Raw genomic sequence first — 21,800 nt, 5'->3', positions numbered from 1 at the left:
TACCTTGACGGAATTGGCGCGGCGTGGCTGTGACCGCGGGCACAGCCGGCGCGGAAAATCCGAGTGGCGGGCCTGCGCGTCAGCTCAGCGCCAATGGCCCTCGACCCAGAGGCCGCGGCTCCAATAACCGGGAACCCAGACCCGGGCCGGCGGCGCGGCATAGACCACGCGCGGCGGCGCCTGGTAGACCACCGGCGGCGGGCCGTAATAGGCCGGCGGGGGCGCGTAGTAGACCGGGGGCGGCGGCGCATAATAGACCGGCGGCGGGGCGTAGAGCGGCAGGCCGATGCCGATGCTGACACCGGAATGCCAGCCGCCATGCCATCCTCCTCCCCAGCCCCAGCCTCCGCCGCGCCACCAGGCCTCGGCCGGGGTGGAGACCATCAGCGGCAGCGCCAGGGCGGCGCCGATCGCGGCGAGCACTGCAGTGCGGCGCGGATTGACGTGGAACAGCTTCAGCATGGTGACACCATTCGTCTGAACGCGGCACGCCGAAGCGGGCGTGTCCCCAATCACACGAAGAGATGGTGCGTTGCCGTCGCGGACGGCAAGTCGATTTAACCCAATTTAATGCGACGGATGACACGGGGGCATAGTGCCCCGTGCCATCCGAACACTGGTCCTCAGGCCTGGACGGTCTTCTGCGCCTGCTCGCCCAGCTTCTCGATGCCGAGGCGGATGGTCTGGCCGGCCTTCAGATACTTCGGCGGCTTCTGGCCCATGCCGACGCCCGGCGGGGTGCCGGTGGAGATGATGTCGCCGGTGCGCAGCCCCATGAACTGGCTGAGATAGCTGACCAGGAACGGCGTCTTGTAGACCATCGTCTTGGTCGAGCCGTTCTGGTAGCGGTGGCCGTCGACCTCCAGCCACATATGCAGGTTGTCGTAGTCGCCGACCTCGTCCGGCGTCACCAGCCAGGGGCCGGTCGGGCCGAAGGTGTCGCAGCTCTTGCCCTTGGTCCACTGGCCGTGGCGCTCGGTCTGGAAGGCGCGCTCGGACACGTCGTTGATGACGCAGAAGCCGGCGACATGGCTCATCGCGTCGGCTTCCGACACATACTTGGCCGGCTTGCCGATGACGATACCGAGCTCGACCTCCCAGTCGGTCTTCTCGCTGCCGCGCGGGATCTCGACGTCGTCATTCGGGCCGACGATGGCGCTGGTGGCCTTCATGAAGATGATCGGCTCCGGCGGCACGGTGGCGCCGGTCTCGGCGGCGTGGTCGGAATAGTTCAGGCCGATGCAGATGAACTTGCCGGTGCCGGCGACGCAGGCGCCGTAGCGCGGATTGCCGGAGACGACCGGCAGCGTGGCCGGGTCGAGGCCCTTCAGCCGGGCGATGCCGGCCGGGGTCAGCGCCTCGCCGGCGATGTCGGGGACCACGCCCGACAGGTCGCGGATCCGGCCCTCGGCGTCGAGCAGGCCCGGCTTCTCCTGCCCCACGGGGCCGTAGCGCAGCAGCTTCATCGGTGTTCTCTCCCTGGAATTCGGGTGGTGGGCGGCTGGAAGCCGCGGGTCAGATGGTGATGCCGCCGTCGACGTTGATCGCCTGGCCGGTGAGGTAGGAGGCCTCGTCCGAGGCCAGGTACACGGCCAGCGACGCGATCTCCTCGGCGGTGCCGAGGCGGCCCATCGGCTGCCGGGCGACGAAGGCGGCGCGCGCCTTCTCGACATCGCCCTGCGCCGCCATGCGGTCGTGCAGGCTCGGCGTCTCGACCGTGCCCGGGCAGATCGCGTTGCAGCGGATGCCCTGGCCGACGAAATCGGCGGCGATCGACTTGGTCAGCCCCAGCAGCGCTGCCTTGGTGGCGCCATAGATGAAGCGGTTCGGCAGGCCCTTGATCGAGGAGCAGACCGAGGCGACGCTGACGATCGACCCGCCGCCGGCCGCGATCATCGCCGGCAGGAAGGCCCGGCACATGTGGTAGGCCGAGCGGACATTGAGGTTGAAGGAGAAGTCGTAGTCCTTCTCCTCGCAGTCGAGGATGGTGCCGGCATGGACGAAGCCGGCGCAGTTGAACAGCACGTCGACGGCGCCGCGTTCGGCCGCATAGGCCTTGATCGCGCCGTGGTCGAGCACGTCGAGCCGGGAGACCTTGATGCCCGGCGCCTCGGCCGCCAGCGACTGCAGCGCCGCCTCGTTGATGTCGGTGGCGTAGACCGTCGCCCCTTCGCGGGCGAAGGCCAGCGCCGCCGCCCGGCCGATCCCCTGCCCCGTCGCGGTCAGCACCGCCGTCTTGCCCGCCAGCCTGCCAGCCATCTCGCCCGCCCGGTTGTTAAGTCGGACGTATTCCTCGCCCCGGAGGGCCCGCCCGTCAAGCCGGAAGCGTATCACCGCTGGTCAAAGCGTGGGCAAGGGCGTTAGGAAGAGGAAAGAGTGTTGCTGACGAGCGTGGAGACGTCATGAAGCGGACCCGGACCGCGGTGATCGGGGCGGGCTATTTCGGCAGCCTGCACGCCGCCAAGCATGCCGAGCTGCCCGAGGCCGAGCTGGTCGCGGTCTGCGACACCGATCTGGGCCGGGCCGAGGCGCTGGCGACGAAGCTCGGCACCCGGGCCGTCACCGACCTGTCGGAGCTGATCGGCCAGGTCGACGCGGTCAGCATCGCGACGCCGACCAACGCCCATTTCGACACCGCGCGCACCTGCCTGGAGGCCGGGATCCACGTGCTGATCGAGAAGCCGATCAGCAACACGCTGGAGGAGGCCGACGCGCTGAGCCGCCTGGCCGCCGACCGCAAGCTGGTGCTGCAGGTCGGGCATCTGGAGCGCTTCAACCCGGTGGTGCAGGGGCTGACCAAGATCCTGGACCGGCCGCGCTACATCGAATGCCAGCGCATCTCGGCCTTCAAGCCGCGCGGCACCGACGTCAATGTCGTGCTCGACATGATGATCCACGACATCGACCTGGTGCTGAAGATCGTGGGATCGCCGGTCGAGCGGATCGACGCCGTCGGCGCCCCGGTGCTGAGCGAGGCCGACGACATCGTCAACGCCCGGCTGCAATTCGCCAATGGCTGCACCGCGGCGGTGACGGCCAGCCGGGTCAGCTGGAAGCGCCACCGCACCATGCGGATCTTCCAGCAGGACGGCTACATCATGGTCGATCTCAGCGAGGCCAAGCTGACCTTCATCCGTAAGATCCGCGGCCGCGACGGCCAGCCGGAGCTGTACCAGGAAGAGCAGCAATTCGAGAACGGCGACCCGCTGAAGCTGGAGATCCAGAGCTTCCTCGACAGCGTCGGCAACGGCCGCCCGCCAGCTGTCAGCGGGCCGGAGGGCCGGGCCGCGCTGGCGGCGGCGCTGGACATCACCCATCAGCTGGCCGACTGGCGCCGGCGCTTCCAGGACGACGACGCAACCGGAAATTGAATCTCGCGGGAGGGGGAGGGAAGCGTTGAAACCGGGGCGTCCAGATATCAAGTCTTCGGATCAAAGACTTACCCCCAGAGATCCGAGCCATGGATGACCCGTATGCCGTGCTGGGCGTGCCCCGCACCGCCAGCGAGGACGAGATCCGGCGGGCCTATCGCAAGCTCGCCAAGAAGCACCACCCCGACCTGAACCAGGGCGACGCCCGCGCCGAGGAGCGGTTCAAGGCGGTGTCGGGCGCCTATGACCTGCTGAGCGACGCCGAGAAGCGCCGCCGCTTCGACGCCGGCGAGATCGACGCCACCGGCGCCGAGCGCGCCTATGCCCGCCGCCCCGGCGGCTGGCCCGGTGCCGGGGCCGGAGGTCGCGCCGGCGATACCCGCTACCAGCGCGCCGACAGCTATGACGCCTTCACCGATGCCGGCGACATCGACGACATCCTGCGCGGCATGTTCGGCCAGGGCGGCGCCCGGGCCGGCGGCAGGGGCGGCGGCAAGGGCCGCGACATCAGCTACACGCTGCGCGCCGAGTTCCGCCTGGCCACCGAAGGCGGCGAGACCACGGTGACGCTGGCCGACGGCCGGTCGCTGAAGGTCACCCTGCCGGTCGGGCTGACCGACGGCCAGACCATCCGGCTGCGCGGCCAGGGCGAGAAAGGCAGCCGCGGCGTGCCCGGCGACGCGCTGATCGAGGTCCGCATCATCCCCGACCCGGTGCTGGAGCGCGACGGCAGCGACATCCGCATGACCCTGCCGGTGTCGCTGCAGGAGGCGGTGCTGGGCGGCCGGGTCGAGGTGCCGACCCTCGTCGGCCCGGTGATGCTGACCATCCCCAAGGGGTCGAACAGCGGTGCTGTGCTGCGGCTGAAGGGCAAGGGCGTGCGCAGCCCGACCGGCGACAGCCGCGGCGACCAATATGTGAAGCTGGCCGTCACCCTGCCCGACCCGGCCGATCCGGAGCTGGCGCGCTTCGTCGAGGAGTGGGGTGCCCGCCACCCTTACGACCCGCGCAAGGGCAAGGTGCGGTAGGCCTCCCGGGCCGCGCCGTGGACAGCGGGGGCGGTCGTTGCCATATTGGAGACATGGCTATTGCCAGAGTGGCCCTATGACGGACGCCCCTGAGAGCCTGATCCTTCGCTATCTCCGCCAGATCGACCACAAGGTCGATCGGTTGGCAGAAGACGTGCACGACCTCAAGGTCCGGATGACTTCGGTGGAGGAGAATCTGGCGGGCGTCCAACGACGCATCGACCGCGTCGAGGCCCGTCTGGACCGGATCGAGCGGCGCCTGGATCTGGCAGACGCCAGCGCCTGAGGCGCAGCGTCGGCCCCTGCGACAAAAGCAGATTTGACGCCGCCGCGGGCCGGCGCGATAAGCCGAGCCCATGCAGTCGACCCTAGCCGCCGCGGCCTTGCGCCCGCCCGCCGCCGCATCGGCCATGCGCCCCGTCGCCGCGTGGCTGTTCCTCAGCGCCGCCATGGTCTTCGCCGCGGCGGTGATCGGCGCCATCACCCGGCTGACCGAGAGCGGCCTGTCGATCGTCGAATGGGCGCCGATCACCGGCACGCTGCCACCCCTGTCCGACCAGGCCTGGGCCGACGCCTTCGCCGCCTACAAGGCGACGCCGCAATACCGCTACATGAACGCCGGCATGTCGCTCGAGGCGTTCCAGCACATCTTCTTCTGGGAGTGGCTGCACCGCTTCTGGGACCGGCTGACCGGCCTGGTCTTCGCCGCCGGCCTGGCCTGGTTCGCCTGGCGCCGGGCGCTGGGCTGGCCGCTCGGGCTGCGCCTGCTGGGCCTGCTGGTGCTGGGCGGGGCGCAGGGCGTGCTGGGCTGGCTGATGGTGGCCAGCGGCCTGAACGAGCGGCCGTCGGTCAGCCACTATCTGCTGGCGGCGCATCTCGGCCTGGCCGTGCTGCTCTACGCCCTGATCCTGTGGGCCGCCTACGGACTGACGCTGCCGCGGCTGGGCGACTTCGCCCGGGCGCCGTCGCTGCGCCGGCACACCTCGATCGCCATCGCCTGCGTCGCCGTCACGATGTGCTGGGGCGCCTTCGTCGCCGGGCTGGACGCGGGCCAGGTCTACAACACCTTCCCGCTGATGGACGGGCGGCTGCTGCCGCCGGAATCCTTCAGCATCATCCCGGCCTGGCTGAACTGGTTCGACAACACCGCCCTGGTGCAGTTCACCCATCGCTGGCTGGCGATCGGCACCGCCCTGGTGGTGCTGTCCCTCGCCTTCCGCTGCAGCCGCACGCCGGTGGTCGGCTGGGGACATCTGGTCGGGCTGATGGTGGTGGTGCAGCTCTGCCTCGGCATCTCCACCCTGCTGACCAAGGTGCCGGTCTGGCTGGGGGCGATGCACCAGGCCGGGGCCCTGCTGCTGCTGGCGCTGCTGCTGGCGCTGCGCTTCGCCAGCCGGCCGACTCCGGAACCCAGATGACGGCAAGACGATATCAAGAACAAAATCCGTACGGACTTGATGCTTTCCCGCCGCGACTTGTCCGACATTCGGGGTTTCCCCGCCGGAGCTGCGGCGAACAGTGAAATCGATTGCCCGGCTATGGTCGAAGCGATACCGTCCCAGCCATCACGCTCATCGGCGGCACGCCGATGACGAGCGTGCCCATGCATAGGGCGCTCGCCGTCATGGCAGCAGGGGGCAGGCACATGCACAGCTTCAGCAGGATCCTGGCGCGCGGGCTTCTGGCCGCCGCCCTTCTGGCCGGCGTGTCCGGCGCGGCGACGGCCGAGATGGTGCTCAACCGCGGCAACGGCGCCGAGCCGTCGTCCCTCGATCCCCACAAGATCGAGGGCAACACCGAAGCCAACATCGCGACCGACCTGTTCGAGGGCCTGATGACCTACGGCCCCAAGGGCGATCCGGTGCCGGGCGCGGCCGAACGCGTCACCCCGTCGGATGACGGCCTGACCTACACCTTCAGGCTGCGGGCCGACGAGAAGTGGTCGGACGGCACGCCGGTCACCGCGGCCGACTTCGTCTACTCGTGGCAGCGGCTGATCGACCCGAAGACCGGTTCGCCCTATGCCTATTACCTGGACCCGGTGGTCAATGCTCGGGAGATCCGCGACGGCCAGAAGCCGCTCGACGCCCTCGGCGTCCGGGCGGTCGACGACCGCACCTTCGAGGTGAAGCTGACGGCACCGACACCGTATTTCGTCTCGGCGCTGGTGCACCAGTCGACCTATGCGGTCAGCAAGGCTAATGTCGACAAGTTCGGCGGCGACTTCGTCAAGCCCGGCAACCTGGTCTCGAACGGCGCCTACAAGCTGGCCGAGGCGGTGCCGCAGGGCTACATCAAGCTGGTCCGGAACCCGCAGTTCCACGACGCCGCGAACGTCGCGATCGACACGGTGATGTACTTCCCGACCGAGGATGGCAGCTCGGAGCTGCAGCGGTTCCGGGCGGGTGAGCTCGACATCACCTTCGACCTGCCGAGCGAGCAGATCCCCAGCTTGAAGAAGGAGATTCCCGAGCAGCTGCACATCGTCCCGTTCCTGGCCACCTATTTCTACGCCTTCAACATGACGCGCGAGCCGTGGAAGAGCAGCCCGGAGCTGCGCCAGGCCCTGTCGCTGGCGGTCGACCGCGACGTGCTGATCAAGAACATCACCCGGGCCGACCAGGTCCCGGCCTACAGCTTCGTACCGCCCGGCACCGACAACTTCCCGGCCTGGACGCCGAAGGCGGCCGGCATGACCCAGGCAGAGCGCGACGCCAGGGCCAAGGAGCTGTACGCCAAGGCCGGCTACGGCTCGGACAAGCCGCTGAAGCTGACCATCACCTACAACACCAGCGAGAACCACAAGCGTCTGGCGGTCGCCATCGCCGCGATGTGGAAGCGGACGCTGGGCGTGGATGTGACCCTCAACAACGAGGAATGGGCCACGTTCCAGAGCACCCGCAACAAGAAGGAGTTCCCGGACGTCGCGCGGCATGGCTGGTTCGGCGACTACAACGACGCCTTCACCTTCTTGCAGCTCGAGCTCAGCGACGTTGGCGACCAGAGCACCTCCGGCTACGCCAACCCGAAATTCGACGCGCTGATGGCCGAGGCGACGAAGACGACCGACCCGAAGCAGCGCGGCGCGCTGCTGCAGCAGGCGGAGAAGATCATGGTCGCCGACATGCCGGTGCTGCCGCTGTATTTCTACACCACCAAGCACGCCGTCTCGCCGGCCGTGAAGGGCTGGACGGACAATGTGCAGGATTTCCATCTTTCGCGGTGGCTTTCCGTCGCACGGTAAGGTCTGACAATTCCATGGGCGCAATTCTTCATCCGGTCCGGGACCGGGGCCTAATCCCGCCGGCCTGTTTCGTAACCCGGCCGGTTTCGGAATCGCGGCTGAGATGAGGCCAAGAAGAAAGTAAAGAACAAGCGCAGGCCTGATTCGACACTTTCCTTTTTGCGACTTTTGCAAGGCATGAAACCCGCACCGGACTCATAGCAGACCCGCGAATTCGATTGCTCAAATGCGGTCGAAACGATACCGTCCACGCCATCACTCCTCGCTGGTGGGAGACGGACGAGAGCGCGTCCGAGCGGGAGCGCTTTGCAAACAAAACCAGTGACCGGGAAACCGGAAACAGTAGGGGCGAACACATGCACAGCTTCACCAAGATCCTGGGGCGCGGGCTGCTCGCCGCCGCCCTGCTGGGCGGCGTATCGAGCGCGGCCCTCGCCGAGACCGTGTTCAATCGCGGCAACGGCGCCGAACCGGAGACCCTGGACGTCCACAAGTCGACGGGCGTTCCGGAATCCTTCATCCAGATGGACCTGTTCGAGGGCCTGCTGACCTCGGACGCCAAGGGCAAGCCGGTTCCCGGCGCGGCGGAGAGCTGGACCGTCTCGGATGACGGCCTGACCTACACCTTCAAGATCCGCCAGAACGCCAAGTGGTCGGACGGCTCGCCGCTGACCGCCGCGGACTTCGTGTTCTCCTGGGAGCGGCTGATCGATCCCAAGACCGCCAGCGACTACGCCTACTTCCTCGACCAGGTGGTCAACGCCAAGGACATCCGCCAGGGCAAGAAGCCGCTGACCGATCTCGGCGTCAAGGCGGTCGACGACCACACCTTCGAGGTGAAGCTGCTCGCCCCGACCCCGTATTTCCTGTCGATGCTGGTGCACCACTCGACCTATCCGATCAGCAAGGCCAATTACGAGAAGTTCGGCGACGATTTCGTCAAGCCGGGCAACATGGTCTCGAACGGCGCCTTCATGCTGGCCGAGGCGGTGCCGCAGTCGCATGTGAAGGTGGTCAAGAACCCGAATTTCTACGACGCGGCGAACGTCAAGATCGACACGGTGATGTTCTTCGCCACCGAGGATCAGAACGCCGAGCTGCAGCGCTTCAAGGCCGGCGAGATCGACGCGACCTATGACATCCCGCCGCAGCAGATCAAGCAGCTGCAGTCGTCCGACGCGTCCGAGACCCGGCTGGCGCCGTATTTCGGCACCCATTTCTATGCCTACAACCTGACGCATGAGCCGTGGAAGAGCACGCCGGAGCTGCGCCAAGCGCTGTCGCTGGCGATCGATCGCGACGTCATCACCGGCAAGATCATGAACGCCGGCGAGATCCCGGCCTACACCTTCGTCCCGCCGGGCACCGACAATTTCAACGGCTGGGCCCCGGACGATTCCAAGCTGTCCCAGGCCGATCGCGACGCCAAGGCGAAGGAGCTGCTGGCGAAGGCGGGCTACGGCCCGGACAAGCCGCTGGACGTCGAGCTGATCTACAACACCAGCCAGCTGCACAAGAACGTCGCTGTGGCCATCGCCGCGATGTGGAAGCAGAAGCTGAACGTCAACGCCTCGCTGATCAATCTGGAATGGAAGACCTTCCTCGACACCCGCGACAAGAAGGACTTCAAGGACATCACCCGCCACGGCTGGATCGGCGACTACAACGACGCCAACAACTTCCTCGAGCTGGAGCGCTGCGACATCGGCGAGCAGAGCACGTCGGCCTACTGCAACCCGAAGTTCGACGAGCTGATGGACAAGGCCGCGCGTGAGTCCGACCTGACCAAGCGCGCCCAGATCCTGCAGGACGCCGAGAAGGTGATGATCGCCGACGCGCCGATCATTCCCTTCGCCTTCTACGCCAGCAAGCACATGGTCTCGAGCCATGTGAAGGGCTGGGAGGACAACGTTCAGGATTATCACCTGAGCCGTTGGGTCACCGTCGAGCGCTAAGAGAACCCTGGCCATGACGATGCTCGCCACTCTGCCTCCGGCCGGGTGGCGGGCATCGCCTTTTCAGCGCCCGGCGCATCCATCCGCCCCGCCGTGCGGGCGCAAGGACCCCTGACATGCTGAGCTACACCGTCCGCCGCATCCTCGGCGCCATCCCCACCCTCCTCATCATCATCGCCGTCGCCTTCTTCATGATCCGGCTGGCACCCGGCGGTCCGTTCGATGGGGAGAAGCCGCTGCCGATCGAGATCAAGCGCAACCTGGAAAAGGCCTATCACCTGGACGAGCCGCTCTACATGCAGTTCGGCCGCTACATGGCCAACATCCTCCAGGGCGATTTCGGCCCGTCCTTCAAGTACAAGGATTATTCGGTCAACGAGCTGATCAGCGAGGGCTTCCCCTATTCGCTGCAGATCGGCCTGATCGCGATCCTGGTCGCGGCCGTGGGCGGCATCTTCTTCGGGACGATGGCGGCGCTCAAACAGAACTCGATGGGCGATTACGGGGCGATGACGCTGGCGATGATCGGGATCACCATCCCGAACTTCGTCGTGGCGCCGCTGCTGATCCTGGTCTTCGGCGTGATGTGGCGGCTGTTGCCAGCCGGCGGCATCACCGCCGGCTGGACCTCCTTCATCATGCCGATCATCGCGCTGGCCCTGCCGCCGACCGCCTATATCGCCCGCCTGACCCGCGCCAGCATGATCGAGGTGCTGCGGTCGAACTTCGTGCGCACCGCCCGGGCCAAAGGCCTGCCGGAGCGGGTGACGATCATGCGCCACACGCTGAAGGCCGGGCTGCTGCCGGTGGTCTCCTATCTCGGCCCCGCCACCGCCGGCATCATCACCGGCTCGGTGGTGATCGAGCAGATCTTCAGCATCCCCGGCATCGGCCGCTACTTCGTCCAGGCGGCGCTGAACCGCGACTACACGCTGGTGATGGGCGTGGTGATCTTCTTCGCCGCCCTGATCATCCTGTTCAACCTGCTGGTCGACCTGCTGTACGGCGCGCTCGACCCGCGCGTGCGTTATGATTGAGGTCCGGCCATGACCGACGCCACGATCGGGACCCTCCCTCCCCAGCCCAAGCAGATCAAGGGACGCAGCCTCTGGCAGGACGCCTGGCGCCGCCTGCGCGGCAACAAGGCCGCCGTGGTCAGCCTGTTCGTCCTGGGGCTGATCGGCATCGTCTGCATCGCCGGGCCGCATTTCCTGCCCTGGGGGCTGGACGATGTCGACTACACCTCGTTCCAGGCCGCGCCGAGCTTCGCAGCCGCGGAGGATGGCACCGCGGCCCATTATTTCGGCACCGAATCCAACGGCCGCGACCTGCTGGTCCGCACCCTCTACGGCGGCCAGATCTCGCTGCTGGTCGGCATCGTCAGCACCCTGGTCAGCCTGATCATCGGCGTCACCTACGGCGCCACCGCAGGCTTCCTGGGCGGCCGGGTCGACAACCTGATGATGCGCGTCGTCGACGTGCTCTATTCCCTGCCGTTCATGTTCTTCGTCATCCTGCTGATGGTGTTCTTCGGCCGGAACATCGTGCTGATCTTCGTCGCCATCGGCGCGGTGGAATGGCTGGACATGGCCCGCATCGTCCGGGGCCAGACCCTGTCGATCAAGCGCAAGGAGTACATCGAGGCGGCCCATGCCTGCGGCGTCTCGACCTGGCGGATCATCCGCAAGCACGTGATCCCGAACACGCTGGGTCCGGTCATCGTCTACATGACGCTGACCGTGCCGAAGGTGATCCTGCTGGAAAGCTTCCTGTCCTTCCTCGGCCTCGGCGTGCAGGAGCCGATGACCAGCTGGGGCGTGCTGATCTCCGACGGCGCCCGCAACCTGAACATCGCCTGGTGGATGCTGGTGTTCCCGGCCGTGTTCCTGGCCGTCACCCTGTTCTGCCTCAACTTCATCGGGGACGGGCTGCGCGACGCCCTCGACCCGCGCGATCGCTGAGCCCCAGGCCAATAGACAATGACCGCAACCCTCGTGACCTCCCCCACCCCGATGACCGGCACCGTGGCCTCCGCTCCCGCCCAGGCCGAGACCATCCTGGCGATCCGCAACCTCGTCACCCGGTTCAAGACCGGCGACGGTGTGGTCGCCGCGGTGAACGGCATCTCGCTCGACATCGCCGCCGGCGAGACGCTCGGCGTCGTCGGCGAGAGCGGCTCGGGCAAGAGCCAGCTGTTCATGTCGGTGATGGGGCTCCTCGCCTCCAACGGCCGGGCCGCCGGCAGCGTCCGGTATCGCGGGCAGGAGATCCTGGGCCTGCCGCCGGCGAAGCTGAACAGCTTCCGCGGGTCGAAGATGTCGATGATCTTCCAGGATCCGATGACGTCGCTGAACCCCTATCTGACCATCGCCCGGCAGATGACCGAGGTGCTGGTGCAGCACAAGGGCATGACCCAAGGCCAGGCGACGAAGCGATCGATCGAGATGCTGGACCTGGTCCGCATCCCGGAGGCGAAGCGGCGCATCGGCATGTATCCGCACGAGTTCTCGGGCGGCATGCGCCAGCGCGTGATGATCGCCATGGCCCTGTTGTGCCAGCCGGACCTGCTGATCGCGGACGAGCCGACCACGGCGCTCGACGTCACCGTCCAGGCCCAGATCCTGGACCTGATGCGCGACCTGAAGCGCGAGTTCAACACCTCGATCGTGCTGATCACCCACGACCTCGGCGTCATCGCCGGCCTGGCCGACCGGGTGATGGTGATGTATGCCGGCAACGTGATCGAGACCGGATCGGTGCGGGACATCTTCTACAGCCCGCAGCACCCCTACACCGAGGGGCTGCTGCAGAGCATGCCGCGGCTGAACTCCGACCGGCATGCAGAGCTGCCGTCGATCGGCGGCCAGCCGCCGAACCTGCAGGACCTGCCGCCGGGCTGCAACTTCCAGCCGCGCTGCCGCTACGCCCATGCCCGCTGCCTGGCCGAGGAGCCGGCGCTGCGGCCCTGCGGCGAGGGCGAGGCCGGGATGCGGGCCAAGGCCTGCCACCTGACCCAGCTGCCCCTGACCGAGGCCGACCGCGCCGTCATCGACGCCGATCGCGCCGCCCGGACCCGTCATTGAGGCCCGCGCCATGACCGACACCCCCAACAATTCCCCGGACGGCAAGACCATCCTGTCGGTGCGTGACCTGCGCGTGCATTTCGCCATGCCGAAGCGGCACATGTGGTCGGGCCACCGCGACTACCTCAAGGCGGTCGACGGGGTCAGCTTCGACCTCAAGGCCGGCGAGACGCTGGGCGTGGTCGGCGAATCCGGCTGCGGCAAGTCCACCCTCGGCCGCGCCGTGCTGCAGCTGATCCCGCCGACTGCCGGCCAGGTGGTGTGGATGGGCGAGAACATCGCCAATTTCGACAGTGGCGCGATGCGCGAGAAGCGCCAGGACCTGCAGATCATCTTCCAGGATCCGCTGGCCTCGCTGAACCCGCGCATGAATGTGGGCGAGATCATCGGCGAGCCGCTCGAGGTGTTCGAGGGCAAGCTGAGCAAGAAGGAGCGGCGGGCCAAGGTCGAGGAGATCATGTCCCTGGTCGGGCTGCGGCCGGAGATGATCAACCGCTACCCGCACGAATTCTCCGGCGGCCAGGCGCAGCGCATCGGCATCGCCCGGGCGATGGTGCTGAACCCGAAGCTGATCGTGTGCGACGAGCCGGTCTCGGCCCTCGACGTCTCGATCCAGAGCCAGATCGTCAACCTGCTGATGCGGCTGCAGCGCCAGTTCGGCCTGTCGCTGATCTTCATCAGCCACGATTTGTCGGTGGTGCGCCATATCAGCCACCGCATCATGGTGCTGTATCTCGGCAAGCTGGCCGAGATCGCCGACCGCGACGACATCTACGACAATCCGCGCCACCCCTACACCCAGGCGCTGATCTCGGCGGTGCCGCTGCCGGATCCGGATGCGGAGCGCAGCAAGAAGCGGATCGTGCTGACCGGCGACCTGCCGAGCCCGCTGAACCCGCCCACCGGCTGCTATTTCCGCACCCGCTGCCCGAAGGCGCAGGATCTGTGCGCGCAGGTGGCGCCGCAGCTGACCGATGTCGGCAACCCCGGCCACCAGGCCGCCTGCCACTTCTGGGACACGCCGACCCCGGCGCGGCGCGACGAGGCGGCGTAGCTCACATCCCAACCCCGTCATCCCCGCGAAAGCGGGGATCTTGCTACGCCCCGTGACGCCTGGACCGGAAAGGGATTCCCGCTTTCGCGGGAATGACGGCAAAGGGAACGGTCCGCCAATCGGACAAACAAAAAGGGCGCCGGAAACCGGCGCCCTTCGAATTTGGTCCTGGTCCCGGAGGATCAGGCGGCCGCGGCCAGCGAGGCGGCGACGGTCGTGAAGTGCTCGACGATCGACTCCTTGAATGCCGGCATGTCGAGGTCGTCGCGGGCAGTGATCAGGTTGCCGTCGACCACCACGGTCTCGTCGACCAGCTTGGCGCCGGCGGCCTCGAGGGTCTCGCGCACGGCCTCGTTGGCGACCACGGTGCGGCCCTGGATGCGCTCGGACAGCGCCAGCAGCTGCGGCGCGCCGCCCAGGGCGGCGACCGGCTTGCCGGCATCGGCGAAGCCGCGGAGGATGCGCTTGGTGTGCGGGTTGGCGGCCAGCTTGGCCACGCCGCGCTCACCGCCCGGGATCAGGACGGCGTCGAAATCCGCGGCCAGCGCGTTCGACAGCGGCACGTCGACGGCGAAGTAGTGGCCCCACGCCTTCTCGTGCCAGCCATTGACCAGCCCCTGCTCGGTCGAGACGATCTTCAGGGTGGCACCGGCGGCGAGCAGGGCCCGCTGCGGCTCGGTCATCTGGACTTCCTCGAACCCGTTCGACACGAGGATGGCGATCGTCTTGCCGGCGAGAGGCTTGTCGTTCTGCATGTATTATTCTCCCTTGCTGAAGCCGGTCCCGGCGGATCCCCTCCGGACCCACATGGCGGCTGTCGGGACGCGCGCAAAGGCGGCGTCCTGCGCTGCAGATCGCGTATCGCGGGGCAGCGGCGAAACCATGCCGGGATGGTGATTGAATTCGACCGTAGAAGTGGCGGCGGGGAGATCGAAAGTCAATGCCGGAGACCCATCGCATGGGTGCATTGCACAATGCTGGGGCTCGGTCCGCTTCCGAAATCATTGTCCGGACTGAGATTGCCGCCCGAGAGGCGCGGAGGCCGGACGCAAAACCGCCGCCCTGAGGGGCGGCGGTTCGAGTTCAACGTTCGGTGCGGCGCCGGTCTTGAGTGCCGGCGCGCGGATCACCGCGACGAAATGGTCGGTGTCAGGCCGGCAGACCGGAGGTTGCCGACATCGCCCGATCCGACGCACGTCCCATCAGGGAAGCCGCGGAGATCATGGTCACCGGAGCGCTAGACATCGGATCACCTCCTTTCGTTTGTTGCACCTGCGATAAAGGTCGGGCGAATGGCCGGCCCTGTCAAGGGCGGACGCCCTCAATGGGCCAGGCCGGCCGCGATATTGACCGCCAGAGCCAGGATCACGGTGTTGAAGATGAAGGCCAGAATGCCGTGGCCGAGGGTCACCCGGCGCATATGGGAGTCGGTCACCTGCACGTCCGAGACCTGGGCCGTCATGCCGATGACGTAGGAGTAGTAGAGGAAGTCCCACACCCCCGGCTGCTCATTGCCGGGGAAATCCAGCCCGCGCGCATCCTGGCGCCTGCCGTGCCCGCCTTCCGCCTTGCCGTAGTAGAGATGGGCGTAGCGGAAGGCGAAGACGGTGTGCAGCGTGGCCCAGCCCAGCGCCACGCCGGCGACCGCCAGGACCAGATGCAGCGGCGTGGGCCCCTGCGCCTGGTTCAGCAGGCTGAAGATCGAGGCGACGCCGAGCCCGGCCGCGATCACCGTGATCAGCACGATCAGCGGCAGGCCCTCATCGTCGATATCCGCACGGTGCCGGAAGGACTCCGCCGTCACATGCCGGGCCAGAACCGCGGTCCAGGCGAGATACAGGCCGAAGAAGGCGTCGCCGGCGATCACCGCGGCGATCGGGCCGCTGGCGCTGCCACCCAGGGCGAACCAGAGCGCCACGCCCAGCACCGCGCCGGCGTAGAAGCGGGTGTGGTGCCGCAGATGGTTGCGGATGGTGCCGAGCAGGGCGGCCTCCCTCGCAGCGTCGCTGCCCCGAGGAACGCATTCCCGCGACCGGCTGTCCAGGGCCGTTTCGGCCCGCCAGAATGTCGTCCCCGGTGAAGACCCTTGTTGCCTCTCCCGCTTGCGGGACCGTTTCGCAACGTCCTTCCCCGCCGTCATTGCGAGGAGGCGAAGCCGACGAAGCAATCCAGGGGCCGGTTCGCACCGGCCCCTGGATTGCTTCGCTGCGCTCGCAATGACGGTGTGTGGGATTGCGGGAGGGTCTCGCGGAGAGGCCCCGCCCTAGCCGAACCGTTTCGCCAGCCGTGCCAAGGCCTCGTCCAGCACCGCGTCCTGCTTGGCGAAGCAGAAGCGGGCGACGGTCGGGAGCGGGGTCTCGGCATAGAAGGCCGAGACCGGGATGGCGGCGACGCCGACCTCCTCGATCAAATGCCGGCAGAAGGCCTGGTCGTCGCCGTTGAAGCCGGTCGAGCCGATGTCGAGATTGACGAAATAGGTGCCGTCGCAGGGCAGCACCCCGAGGCCCAGCGCCGTGAGGCCGGCGGCGAAGCGGTCGCGCTTGCCCTGCAGCTCGGCGGTCAGGCCGTCGAAATAATCGTCGCCCTTGGCCAGACCGTAGGCGACGGCGGCCTGCAGGTTGGGCGGGGTGGTGAAGGTCAGGAACTGGTGCACCTTGCCCAGCAGCGCCGCCAGCGCCGGCGCGGCGGTGACGTAGCCGACCTTCCAGCCGGTCAGCGAGAAGGTCTTGCCGGCCGAGCCGATCTTCAGGCAGCGCTCGCGCATGCCGGGCCGGGCGATCAGCGGCTGGTGCCGCCGGCCATCGAACACCAGGTGCTCATAGACCTCGTCGCAGATGACGGTGGCGTCCGAGCCCTCGACGAATTCGGCGAGGAGGTCGAGCTCGGCCGCGCCGAACACCTTGGCCGCGGGGTTCAGCGGGTTGTTGAACAGCACCGCCTTGGTCCGGGGCGAGAAGGCGCGGGCCAGCGCCGCCCGGTCGAAGGACCAGTCGGGCGGCGCCAGATGCACGAATTTCGGCACGCCGCCGGCGCGGCGGACCAGCGGCAGATAGGCGTCGTAGAGCGGCTCGAACAGCACCACCTCGTCGCCCGGCTCGATCAGCGCGAACAGGGCCGCCGCCAGCGCCTCGGTGGCGCCGGAGGTGACCACGACCTCGCTGTCGGGGTCGACCTCCAGCCCGTAGAAGCGCTTCTCATGCGCCGCCACGGCCTGGCGCAGTTCGGGCAGGCCGAGCATCGGCGGATACTGGTTCCAGCCGTCGGTGATGGCGGTGGCAGCGACCCGCAGCACATCCTCCGGCCCCTTCCCGTCCGGAAAGCCCTGGCCGAGATTGACCGCGTTGTGCTGGCGGGCCAGCCGCGACATGACCTCGAACACCGTGGTGCCGAGGCCGGAGAAGATGGCGTTGCCGGGCTTCATCTCGGGATTCGCGCCGCTGCCGTCAGTGCCGGGTGGCGGGGGAATCGTCGAGCTCCTCGTCCTCCGGCCCCTCCTCGACCACGTCCAGCATCTCCTCGAACCGGTCGAGCAGGTCGGAATAGTCGCGGTTGGCGCGCAGGAACTTGCGGAACGCCTTGTCGTTGCGGATGTCGGCGTCGAACCAGGCGTCGGCGGCGCGCTGATGCTCGGGATGGGCCGAGAGATGATAGAACGCCGCCTGCTCGACCGTCGTGACCTCGCGCTCGTCCAGCATCTCCAGCACCACGCCGACATAGGTCGGCAGGCCGGTCAGGAAGGCGATCTCGTTGGCGGCGGCGGCCAGCTCGTCCTCGTCCAGCGGCTCGTCCGGCGCCTCGCCGGCGGCGGCCGCGGCGGCCTGGGCCGCCTCTTCCATCTTCCGGATCTCGTCGCGCAGAGCGGCGAAGTCGCTGTCGTCGCCGATCAGCGCCTCGTTCGGCGTGCCGCCGATCGCCGCCTCGATCGCCAGCAGCGTGTCGAGCAGCTTGCGCTTGCGCACCACCCAATTGGCCCCGCTGCGGACGTCCTCGGCGATCGACCGCAGCCGCTCCTGCTCCTCCGGCCCCATATCGGCCAGCAGCGATGTCTCGGGCTTGGCTATCGCGGTCACGGCTCTCGTCCTGTCTGTCGTCCTGCGCCCCGGCGGCGCGGGGCGCACCCTATCACAGGGCTCCCCACACGGCAGCCCCGCAGATGCCGACGCTTGACCCCCGCCGGCCCCGCGCCTATTTCGACCGCACGATGGCCAAGCTCCCGATCCTGATCGTCCCCGATCCCCGTCTCAAGACCAAGGCGAAGCCGGTCGCCGCGGTGGATGACCGAATCCGCAAGCTGACCGACGACATGCTTGAGACGATGTATGCCGCGCCGGGCATCGGCCTGGCCGCGCCGCAGATCGGCCTCCTGGAGCGGATCATCGTCATCGACGTCGCCGGCAAGGGCGAGCCGCCGGCGCCGCTGCGGCTGATCAACCCGGAGATCACCTGGGCGTCGGAGGACCTGCAGACCGCCGAGGAAGGCTGCCTGTCGCTGCCCGAGCAATGGGCCGAGGTGGTGCGCCCGGCCGAGGTCAAGGTCCGCTACCTGGACGAGACCGGCGCGCGGCAGGAGACGCATGCGACCGGCATCCTGGCCACCTGCGTGCAGCACGAGATCGACCATCTGAACGGCGTGCTGTTCGTCGACCACATCTCGGCGCTGCGCCGAAACATGATCCTGCGCAAGGTCCAGAAGTGGAAGAAGGAGCACGCCTGACGGCGGTGCCTCTCACTCACGGTCTTGCATTCCTTTTCTGTCATCCGCGGGCTTGACCCGGGGATCCAGGGGCTTTCAAAGCCGCTCTCGGTGGCCCCTGGATTGCCGGGTCAAGCCCGGCAATGACACAGTGGAGCAGGCGAGCCTCCGCCCCTACTTCTCCTTCTCCGCGTCCCAGTAGCTGGTGCCGCCGATGTTCAGCGTGTCCGGCGCCGTGACGTCGTCGCCCGGCACGCCGATGCGCAGCCGGGTGACCGTGCCGTCATCGGCCGACAGCTGCAGCGTGTAGCCGTCCAGCCGGTAGCGGCCTTTCGAATCATGGGACTTCAGCGCGCCGCCGACCGAGAAGCCGTTCTCGCTCATCACCGCGCCCATGCCGCCGCTGAAGACGCCGACCGAGCCGCCATCCGGCCCGGTCCCGACCGGGCTCTGCGAAAAGAAGCTGCCGCCCTGGTGCCGCTCGAAAGTGCCGTCCGGCCGGAAGGTGATGTCGATGCGCGAGGTGACGCCGCCCATCGACACGTTCAGGTAGTAGTAAGCGTGATCCAGCCGGGAATCCGGCGGGAACGGCTTCAGCACGGTGAAGCTGGCCAGGTCGGCCCGCTCCCCCGCCGCCGCGGTCATCACGTATTTCCGGTCCGGCTTCTCCCAGCGCGACCAGTCCTGCGGTGCCCGGCGGCGGACCTGGTCGGCATCGAGATCGGTCGGCGGATAGTCGAACTCGTAGTGATAGGCGGTGCCGTCCTTCAGCAGCAGGTAGCTCTCCTCGTTGCGGTCGGTGTAGCTGCCGCCACCGGGGTTGATGCCGACCTGGAACTGCTCGCGGAACAGCATCGCCTCGATCTGCCCGGCGGGGACGCCCTTGTCCGGCCCGGCATCGACCTCCTGCGCATTCGGCGGCCGGTATTCCAGCCCGCCATCCTCCGGCAGGGTCGACCGAGCGATGCGCGACGGGTCGGCCAGCACCCGGCAATAGGACAGGTTGAACACCTTGAAGGCGTAGACCCGGCTGATCTGGGCGACCACGGCGACGTCCTGCCCCTTGGCCTGCTTGAAGCGCGCCTCCTCCGCCTTGTCGGCGAAGCTGCAGCTGGCGGTCCAGATCGATTGCCGCTCCGGCAGCCATTGCCGCAGCCGCTCGTCGCCGTCCGACCGGCCGCTCAGGACCACGGGCCCCAGCTTCTGCATCGCCGCGGTGACGGCATCGACCTTGTCGTCGTCCCGCTGGCCGGGGGCGCGCCGGAACAGCTCCTCCGCCACCGCCGAGAGCTGGGCGATCGAGAACAGCGATTTCGGCTTCGGCGTCAGGCCGGTCTCCTCCGGCAGGCTGGCCCTGGCGATGCCGCCGGCATCGTCGAGCAGCCGGCAGCCTTCCATCGTGATCAGCTTGAAGTCGTAGACCCGGTCGATCCGGCCGGAGACGACCACGTCCTTGCCGATCTGGCGGCCGAACAGTGCTTCCTCGGCACCGTCCTCGAAGTCGCATTTCACCTTCCACAGCGACTGCTGGTCTTCCGTCCATTGCTGCAGCTCGTCGTCATCCACCACCCGGCCGGAGACGGCGATCAGCCCGACCTTGCCCAGGACGGTCGAGACCCAGTCGGTCTGGTCGGTGTCGCCCTTGTCCTTCGGCACCTGGCGCCAAGCCTCGGCCGCCAGGGCCGAGAGCTGGCCGGCGGAATAGAGTGTCTTCGGCAGCGGCGCCGCCGGCCCGGCCATGGCCTGCAGCACGCTGCGGGCCGAAGCGGCGTTGGCAAGGGCGAACGTCCGGCCGCCGAACAGCGCCGGCAGGGCGGCGCAGACCAGCGGGCTTTTCTGGATCATCGCATCGGCCTGGGCCTGGATGGCGCCGTCCATCTTCGACCGGGCATTGGTCAGGCCGCTGTTGCCGGCCAGCACCCGTTCCATCAGCCGCTCCAGCCCCTCGGCATCGTTCGCCTTGCGCCAGGACTCCAGCGCCGCCGCATGGGATGCGGCGCCGGAGGCGTCGGCCTTGTCGCAGCTGGCGACCACGGCGCGGGTGAGGGCGAGCGGAATGTAGATCGAGGTGATCGCCTCCGCCACTGCCTTCGGGTCCGGCGACCCGGCCGCGATGGCGGGTGGCGATGAGGATAGGGCCGCAAGCGCTGCGGCGGCGACCAGGCCTGCCAGGAATCTCATCCGTCCCCTCCCCCGTCGGATTCCGGCGCCAGACTGGCCCGGCCTCGCGGCGGGAACAAGGCGAAGATCAGGCGGCGCGCGGCCCTTCGCGCAGTCCCTCACGCATCGCCTCCTCACCGTCGCGCAACGCCTGGACATAGGCCGGCAGTTCGGGCGAGGGACCCTGCCAGCCGAAGGCGGCGGCGATCTCGGCGGTCGGCACCGTGCCGCCGCGGCGGCGGAACACGGCCTTGACCACGGCATGCGCGGCGACGGCGCCGCGGGCGTCCTCGAAGCCCTGCTCCAGATACAGCCACTTCTCGTCCCAGCCGAGCAGCCGGCTGCGCAGCCGGTAGCCGGCGAAGGCGGCGAGCGAGCGGCGGTAGCGGATGGTCGCCCCGCCCAGCACCGGCGCCCAGCGCCGGCGCCACAGCAGGCCGACCAGCCCGACCCGCAGCATCAGGTCGGTGCGGCCGAGATCCATGACGGTCAGGTACCGGCCGTTGTTCATGTGCAGGTTGAAATCGAGGTCGTTGGGCCAGACCCGGAACCGCACCACGCTGTCGTCCAGCAGGCCGAGCCGGCGGCCGAGCAGCGCCGCGACCACCACGCGGATGAGGCGGAGATAGAGGTTCATGGGCCGTGCCCTTCCTGCGTCGAGGTGAACGCCCCCTCACCCTCCCCGAGGAGCTACGGCATTCACGCATTGCCTCCTTTAAGTCCCCCCTCCCCTTGCGGGAGGGGGTTAGGGGGAGGGGGTTCTCTCGGCGCGAGCGGACCTGGACTGTCGCAAATCGACGCGGATGCCGAGTTCGGTGTCCTGCCTACTCGCGCGCGGACGCTGTGCAACCGGAGAGATGGTTGACACTATGGACCGGGGACATGGTTGACAGTTTCCACGGTTTGTTCTGGTGCTATAGGGCGGCCCGGCCGGGCCGCCCTGCAGCGGCGAAGGGTTCGAGTGTTACGGTCGATCAGGCCGAGATCGACGTCTGCGAAGCGGACGATCCAGTCGCCGGACTGGGTCTCGGCGACGCCGACGGTTTCGCCGATCAGGGCCTGGGAGATGAAGACCTTGTCGCCCTGCCATTTGATGTCGCCGGCGGCCGGACACGGCGGACGGCATGATCGGGATCGTACCAGGGCTCCTCGATCCGGTTGGGATAGAGCCGTGGCGAGTGGCAGTAACGGCTGGCTGGGGTGTTCTGGTCG

General features: G+C 68.0%; 21 protein-coding genes. 12 read left to right on the top strand and 9 right to left on the bottom strand.

Annotated elements, in window-relative coordinates:
* Positions 1-84: 84 nt before the first annotated feature.
* The 3 genes from BWR60_RS36420 to BWR60_RS18545 form a co-directional block, all read right to left on the bottom strand.
* The gene (locus BWR60_RS36420; RefSeq protein WP_144445665.1) at positions 85-462 is read right to left on the bottom strand and encodes a hypothetical protein; all 378 of its coding nucleotides are present in this window, start codon (positions 460-462) and stop codon (positions 85-87) included.
* A 161-nt stretch (positions 463-623) separates the two neighbouring features.
* A complete protein-coding gene (locus BWR60_RS18550; protein WP_088152515.1) occupies positions 624-1,466 on the bottom strand; it encodes a fumarylacetoacetate hydrolase family protein in 843 nt (280 codons plus the stop codon).
* 49 nt (positions 1,467-1,515) lie between these two features.
* On the bottom strand, positions 1,516-2,259 hold the full coding sequence (locus tag BWR60_RS18545; RefSeq protein WP_088152514.1) for an SDR family oxidoreductase: 744 nt from the start codon (positions 2,257-2,259) through the stop codon (positions 1,516-1,518).
* Between the two features lie 143 nt (positions 2,260-2,402).
* Between BWR60_RS18545 and BWR60_RS18540 the strand changes: the two genes are divergently transcribed.
* From BWR60_RS18540 to BWR60_RS18495, 10 genes are all read left to right on the top strand, one after another.
* A complete protein-coding gene (locus BWR60_RS18540) occupies positions 2,403-3,371 on the top strand; it encodes a Gfo/Idh/MocA family protein (RefSeq protein ID WP_088152513.1) in 969 nt (322 codons plus the stop codon).
* 89 nt (positions 3,372-3,460) lie between these two features.
* Positions 3,461-4,399, top strand: a complete 939-nt coding sequence (locus BWR60_RS18535) for a DnaJ C-terminal domain-containing protein (RefSeq protein WP_088152512.1) — start codon at positions 3,461-3,463, stop codon at positions 4,397-4,399.
* Positions 4,400-4,475: 76 nt separating this feature from the next.
* Entirely contained in the window at positions 4,476-4,685 is a 210-nt protein-coding gene (locus BWR60_RS18530; protein WP_088152511.1) for a hypothetical protein, read from the top strand.
* Between the two features lie 70 nt (positions 4,686-4,755).
* A complete protein-coding gene (locus BWR60_RS18525) occupies positions 4,756-5,817 on the top strand; it encodes a COX15/CtaA family protein (RefSeq protein WP_088152510.1) in 1,062 nt (353 codons plus the stop codon).
* 227 nt (positions 5,818-6,044) lie between these two features.
* Entirely contained in the window at positions 6,045-7,643 is a 1,599-nt protein-coding gene (locus BWR60_RS18520; RefSeq protein ID WP_088152509.1) for a peptide ABC transporter substrate-binding protein, read from the top strand.
* 356 nt (positions 7,644-7,999) lie between these two features.
* Complete coding sequence (locus BWR60_RS18515) at positions 8,000-9,598, top strand: peptide ABC transporter substrate-binding protein (protein WP_088152508.1); 1,599 nt, start codon at positions 8,000-8,002, stop codon at positions 9,596-9,598.
* 116 nt (positions 9,599-9,714) lie between these two features.
* Positions 9,715-10,635, top strand: a complete 921-nt coding sequence (gene oppB, locus BWR60_RS18510) for an oligopeptide ABC transporter permease OppB (RefSeq protein WP_088152507.1) — start codon at positions 9,715-9,717, stop codon at positions 10,633-10,635.
* A 9-nt stretch (positions 10,636-10,644) separates the two neighbouring features.
* A complete protein-coding gene (locus BWR60_RS18505; protein ID WP_088152506.1) occupies positions 10,645-11,559 on the top strand; it encodes an ABC transporter permease subunit in 915 nt (304 codons plus the stop codon).
* A gap of 18 nt (positions 11,560-11,577) precedes the next feature.
* A complete protein-coding gene (locus tag BWR60_RS18500) occupies positions 11,578-12,681 on the top strand; it encodes an ABC transporter ATP-binding protein (protein ID WP_275542391.1) in 1,104 nt (367 codons plus the stop codon).
* Positions 12,682-12,691: 10 nt separating this feature from the next.
* Complete coding sequence (locus tag BWR60_RS18495; RefSeq protein ID WP_088152504.1) at positions 12,692-13,735, top strand: ABC transporter ATP-binding protein; 1,044 nt, start codon at positions 12,692-12,694, stop codon at positions 13,733-13,735.
* Positions 13,736-13,917: 182 nt separating this feature from the next.
* On the opposite strand, the gene BWR60_RS18490 is transcribed toward BWR60_RS18495, so the two are convergent.
* The 4 genes from BWR60_RS18490 to BWR60_RS18475 form a co-directional block, all read right to left on the bottom strand.
* The gene (locus BWR60_RS18490; protein ID WP_088152503.1) at positions 13,918-14,490 is read right to left on the bottom strand and encodes a DJ-1/PfpI family protein; all 573 of its coding nucleotides are present in this window, start codon (positions 14,488-14,490) and stop codon (positions 13,918-13,920) included.
* Positions 14,491-15,056: 566 nt separating this feature from the next.
* Positions 15,057-15,875: a DUF1345 domain-containing protein gene (locus tag BWR60_RS18485; RefSeq protein ID WP_088152502.1), complete on the bottom strand. Its 819-nt coding sequence runs from the start codon at positions 15,873-15,875 to the stop codon at positions 15,057-15,059.
* Positions 15,876-15,998: 123 nt separating this feature from the next.
* Positions 15,999-17,156: an aminotransferase gene (locus BWR60_RS18480; protein ID WP_088152501.1), complete on the bottom strand. Its 1,158-nt coding sequence runs from the start codon at positions 17,154-17,156 to the stop codon at positions 15,999-16,001.
* A gap of 22 nt (positions 17,157-17,178) precedes the next feature.
* Positions 17,179-17,805 carry a hypothetical protein gene (locus BWR60_RS18475; protein WP_088152500.1) on the bottom strand — a complete coding sequence of 209 codons (627 nt, stop codon included), beginning with the start codon at positions 17,803-17,805 and terminating at the stop codon, positions 17,179-17,181.
* 131 nt (positions 17,806-17,936) lie between these two features.
* Here BWR60_RS18475 and def point away from each other — a divergent pair, with 131 nt between their 5' ends.
* Complete coding sequence (gene def / locus BWR60_RS18470; protein ID WP_088152550.1) at positions 17,937-18,449, top strand: peptide deformylase; 513 nt, start codon at positions 17,937-17,939, stop codon at positions 18,447-18,449.
* Positions 18,450-18,602: 153 nt separating this feature from the next.
* On the opposite strand, the gene BWR60_RS18465 is transcribed toward def, so the two are convergent.
* Together BWR60_RS18465 and BWR60_RS18460 are read right to left on the bottom strand one after the other, a co-directional pair.
* The gene (locus BWR60_RS18465; protein WP_144445664.1) at positions 18,603-20,609 is read right to left on the bottom strand and encodes a hypothetical protein; all 2,007 of its coding nucleotides are present in this window, start codon (positions 20,607-20,609) and stop codon (positions 18,603-18,605) included.
* Positions 20,610-20,676: 67 nt separating this feature from the next.
* Complete coding sequence (locus BWR60_RS18460) at positions 20,677-21,225, bottom strand: thioesterase family protein (RefSeq protein ID WP_088152498.1); 549 nt, start codon at positions 21,223-21,225, stop codon at positions 20,677-20,679.
* 245 nt (positions 21,226-21,470) lie between these two features.
* Here BWR60_RS18460 and BWR60_RS36415 point away from each other — a divergent pair, with 245 nt between their 5' ends.
* Complete coding sequence (locus tag BWR60_RS36415; protein ID WP_144445663.1) at positions 21,471-21,716, top strand: hypothetical protein; 246 nt, start codon at positions 21,471-21,473, stop codon at positions 21,714-21,716.
* Positions 21,717-21,800: the final 84 nt, after the last annotated feature.

This window comes from Inquilinus limosus, from assembly GCF_002195995.1.
In the GTDB taxonomy this organism is placed as follows: Bacteria; Pseudomonadota; Alphaproteobacteria; order DSM-16000; family Inquilinaceae; genus Inquilinus; species Inquilinus limosus_C.
This window is presented reverse-complemented; position numbering and strand designations above follow the sequence as displayed.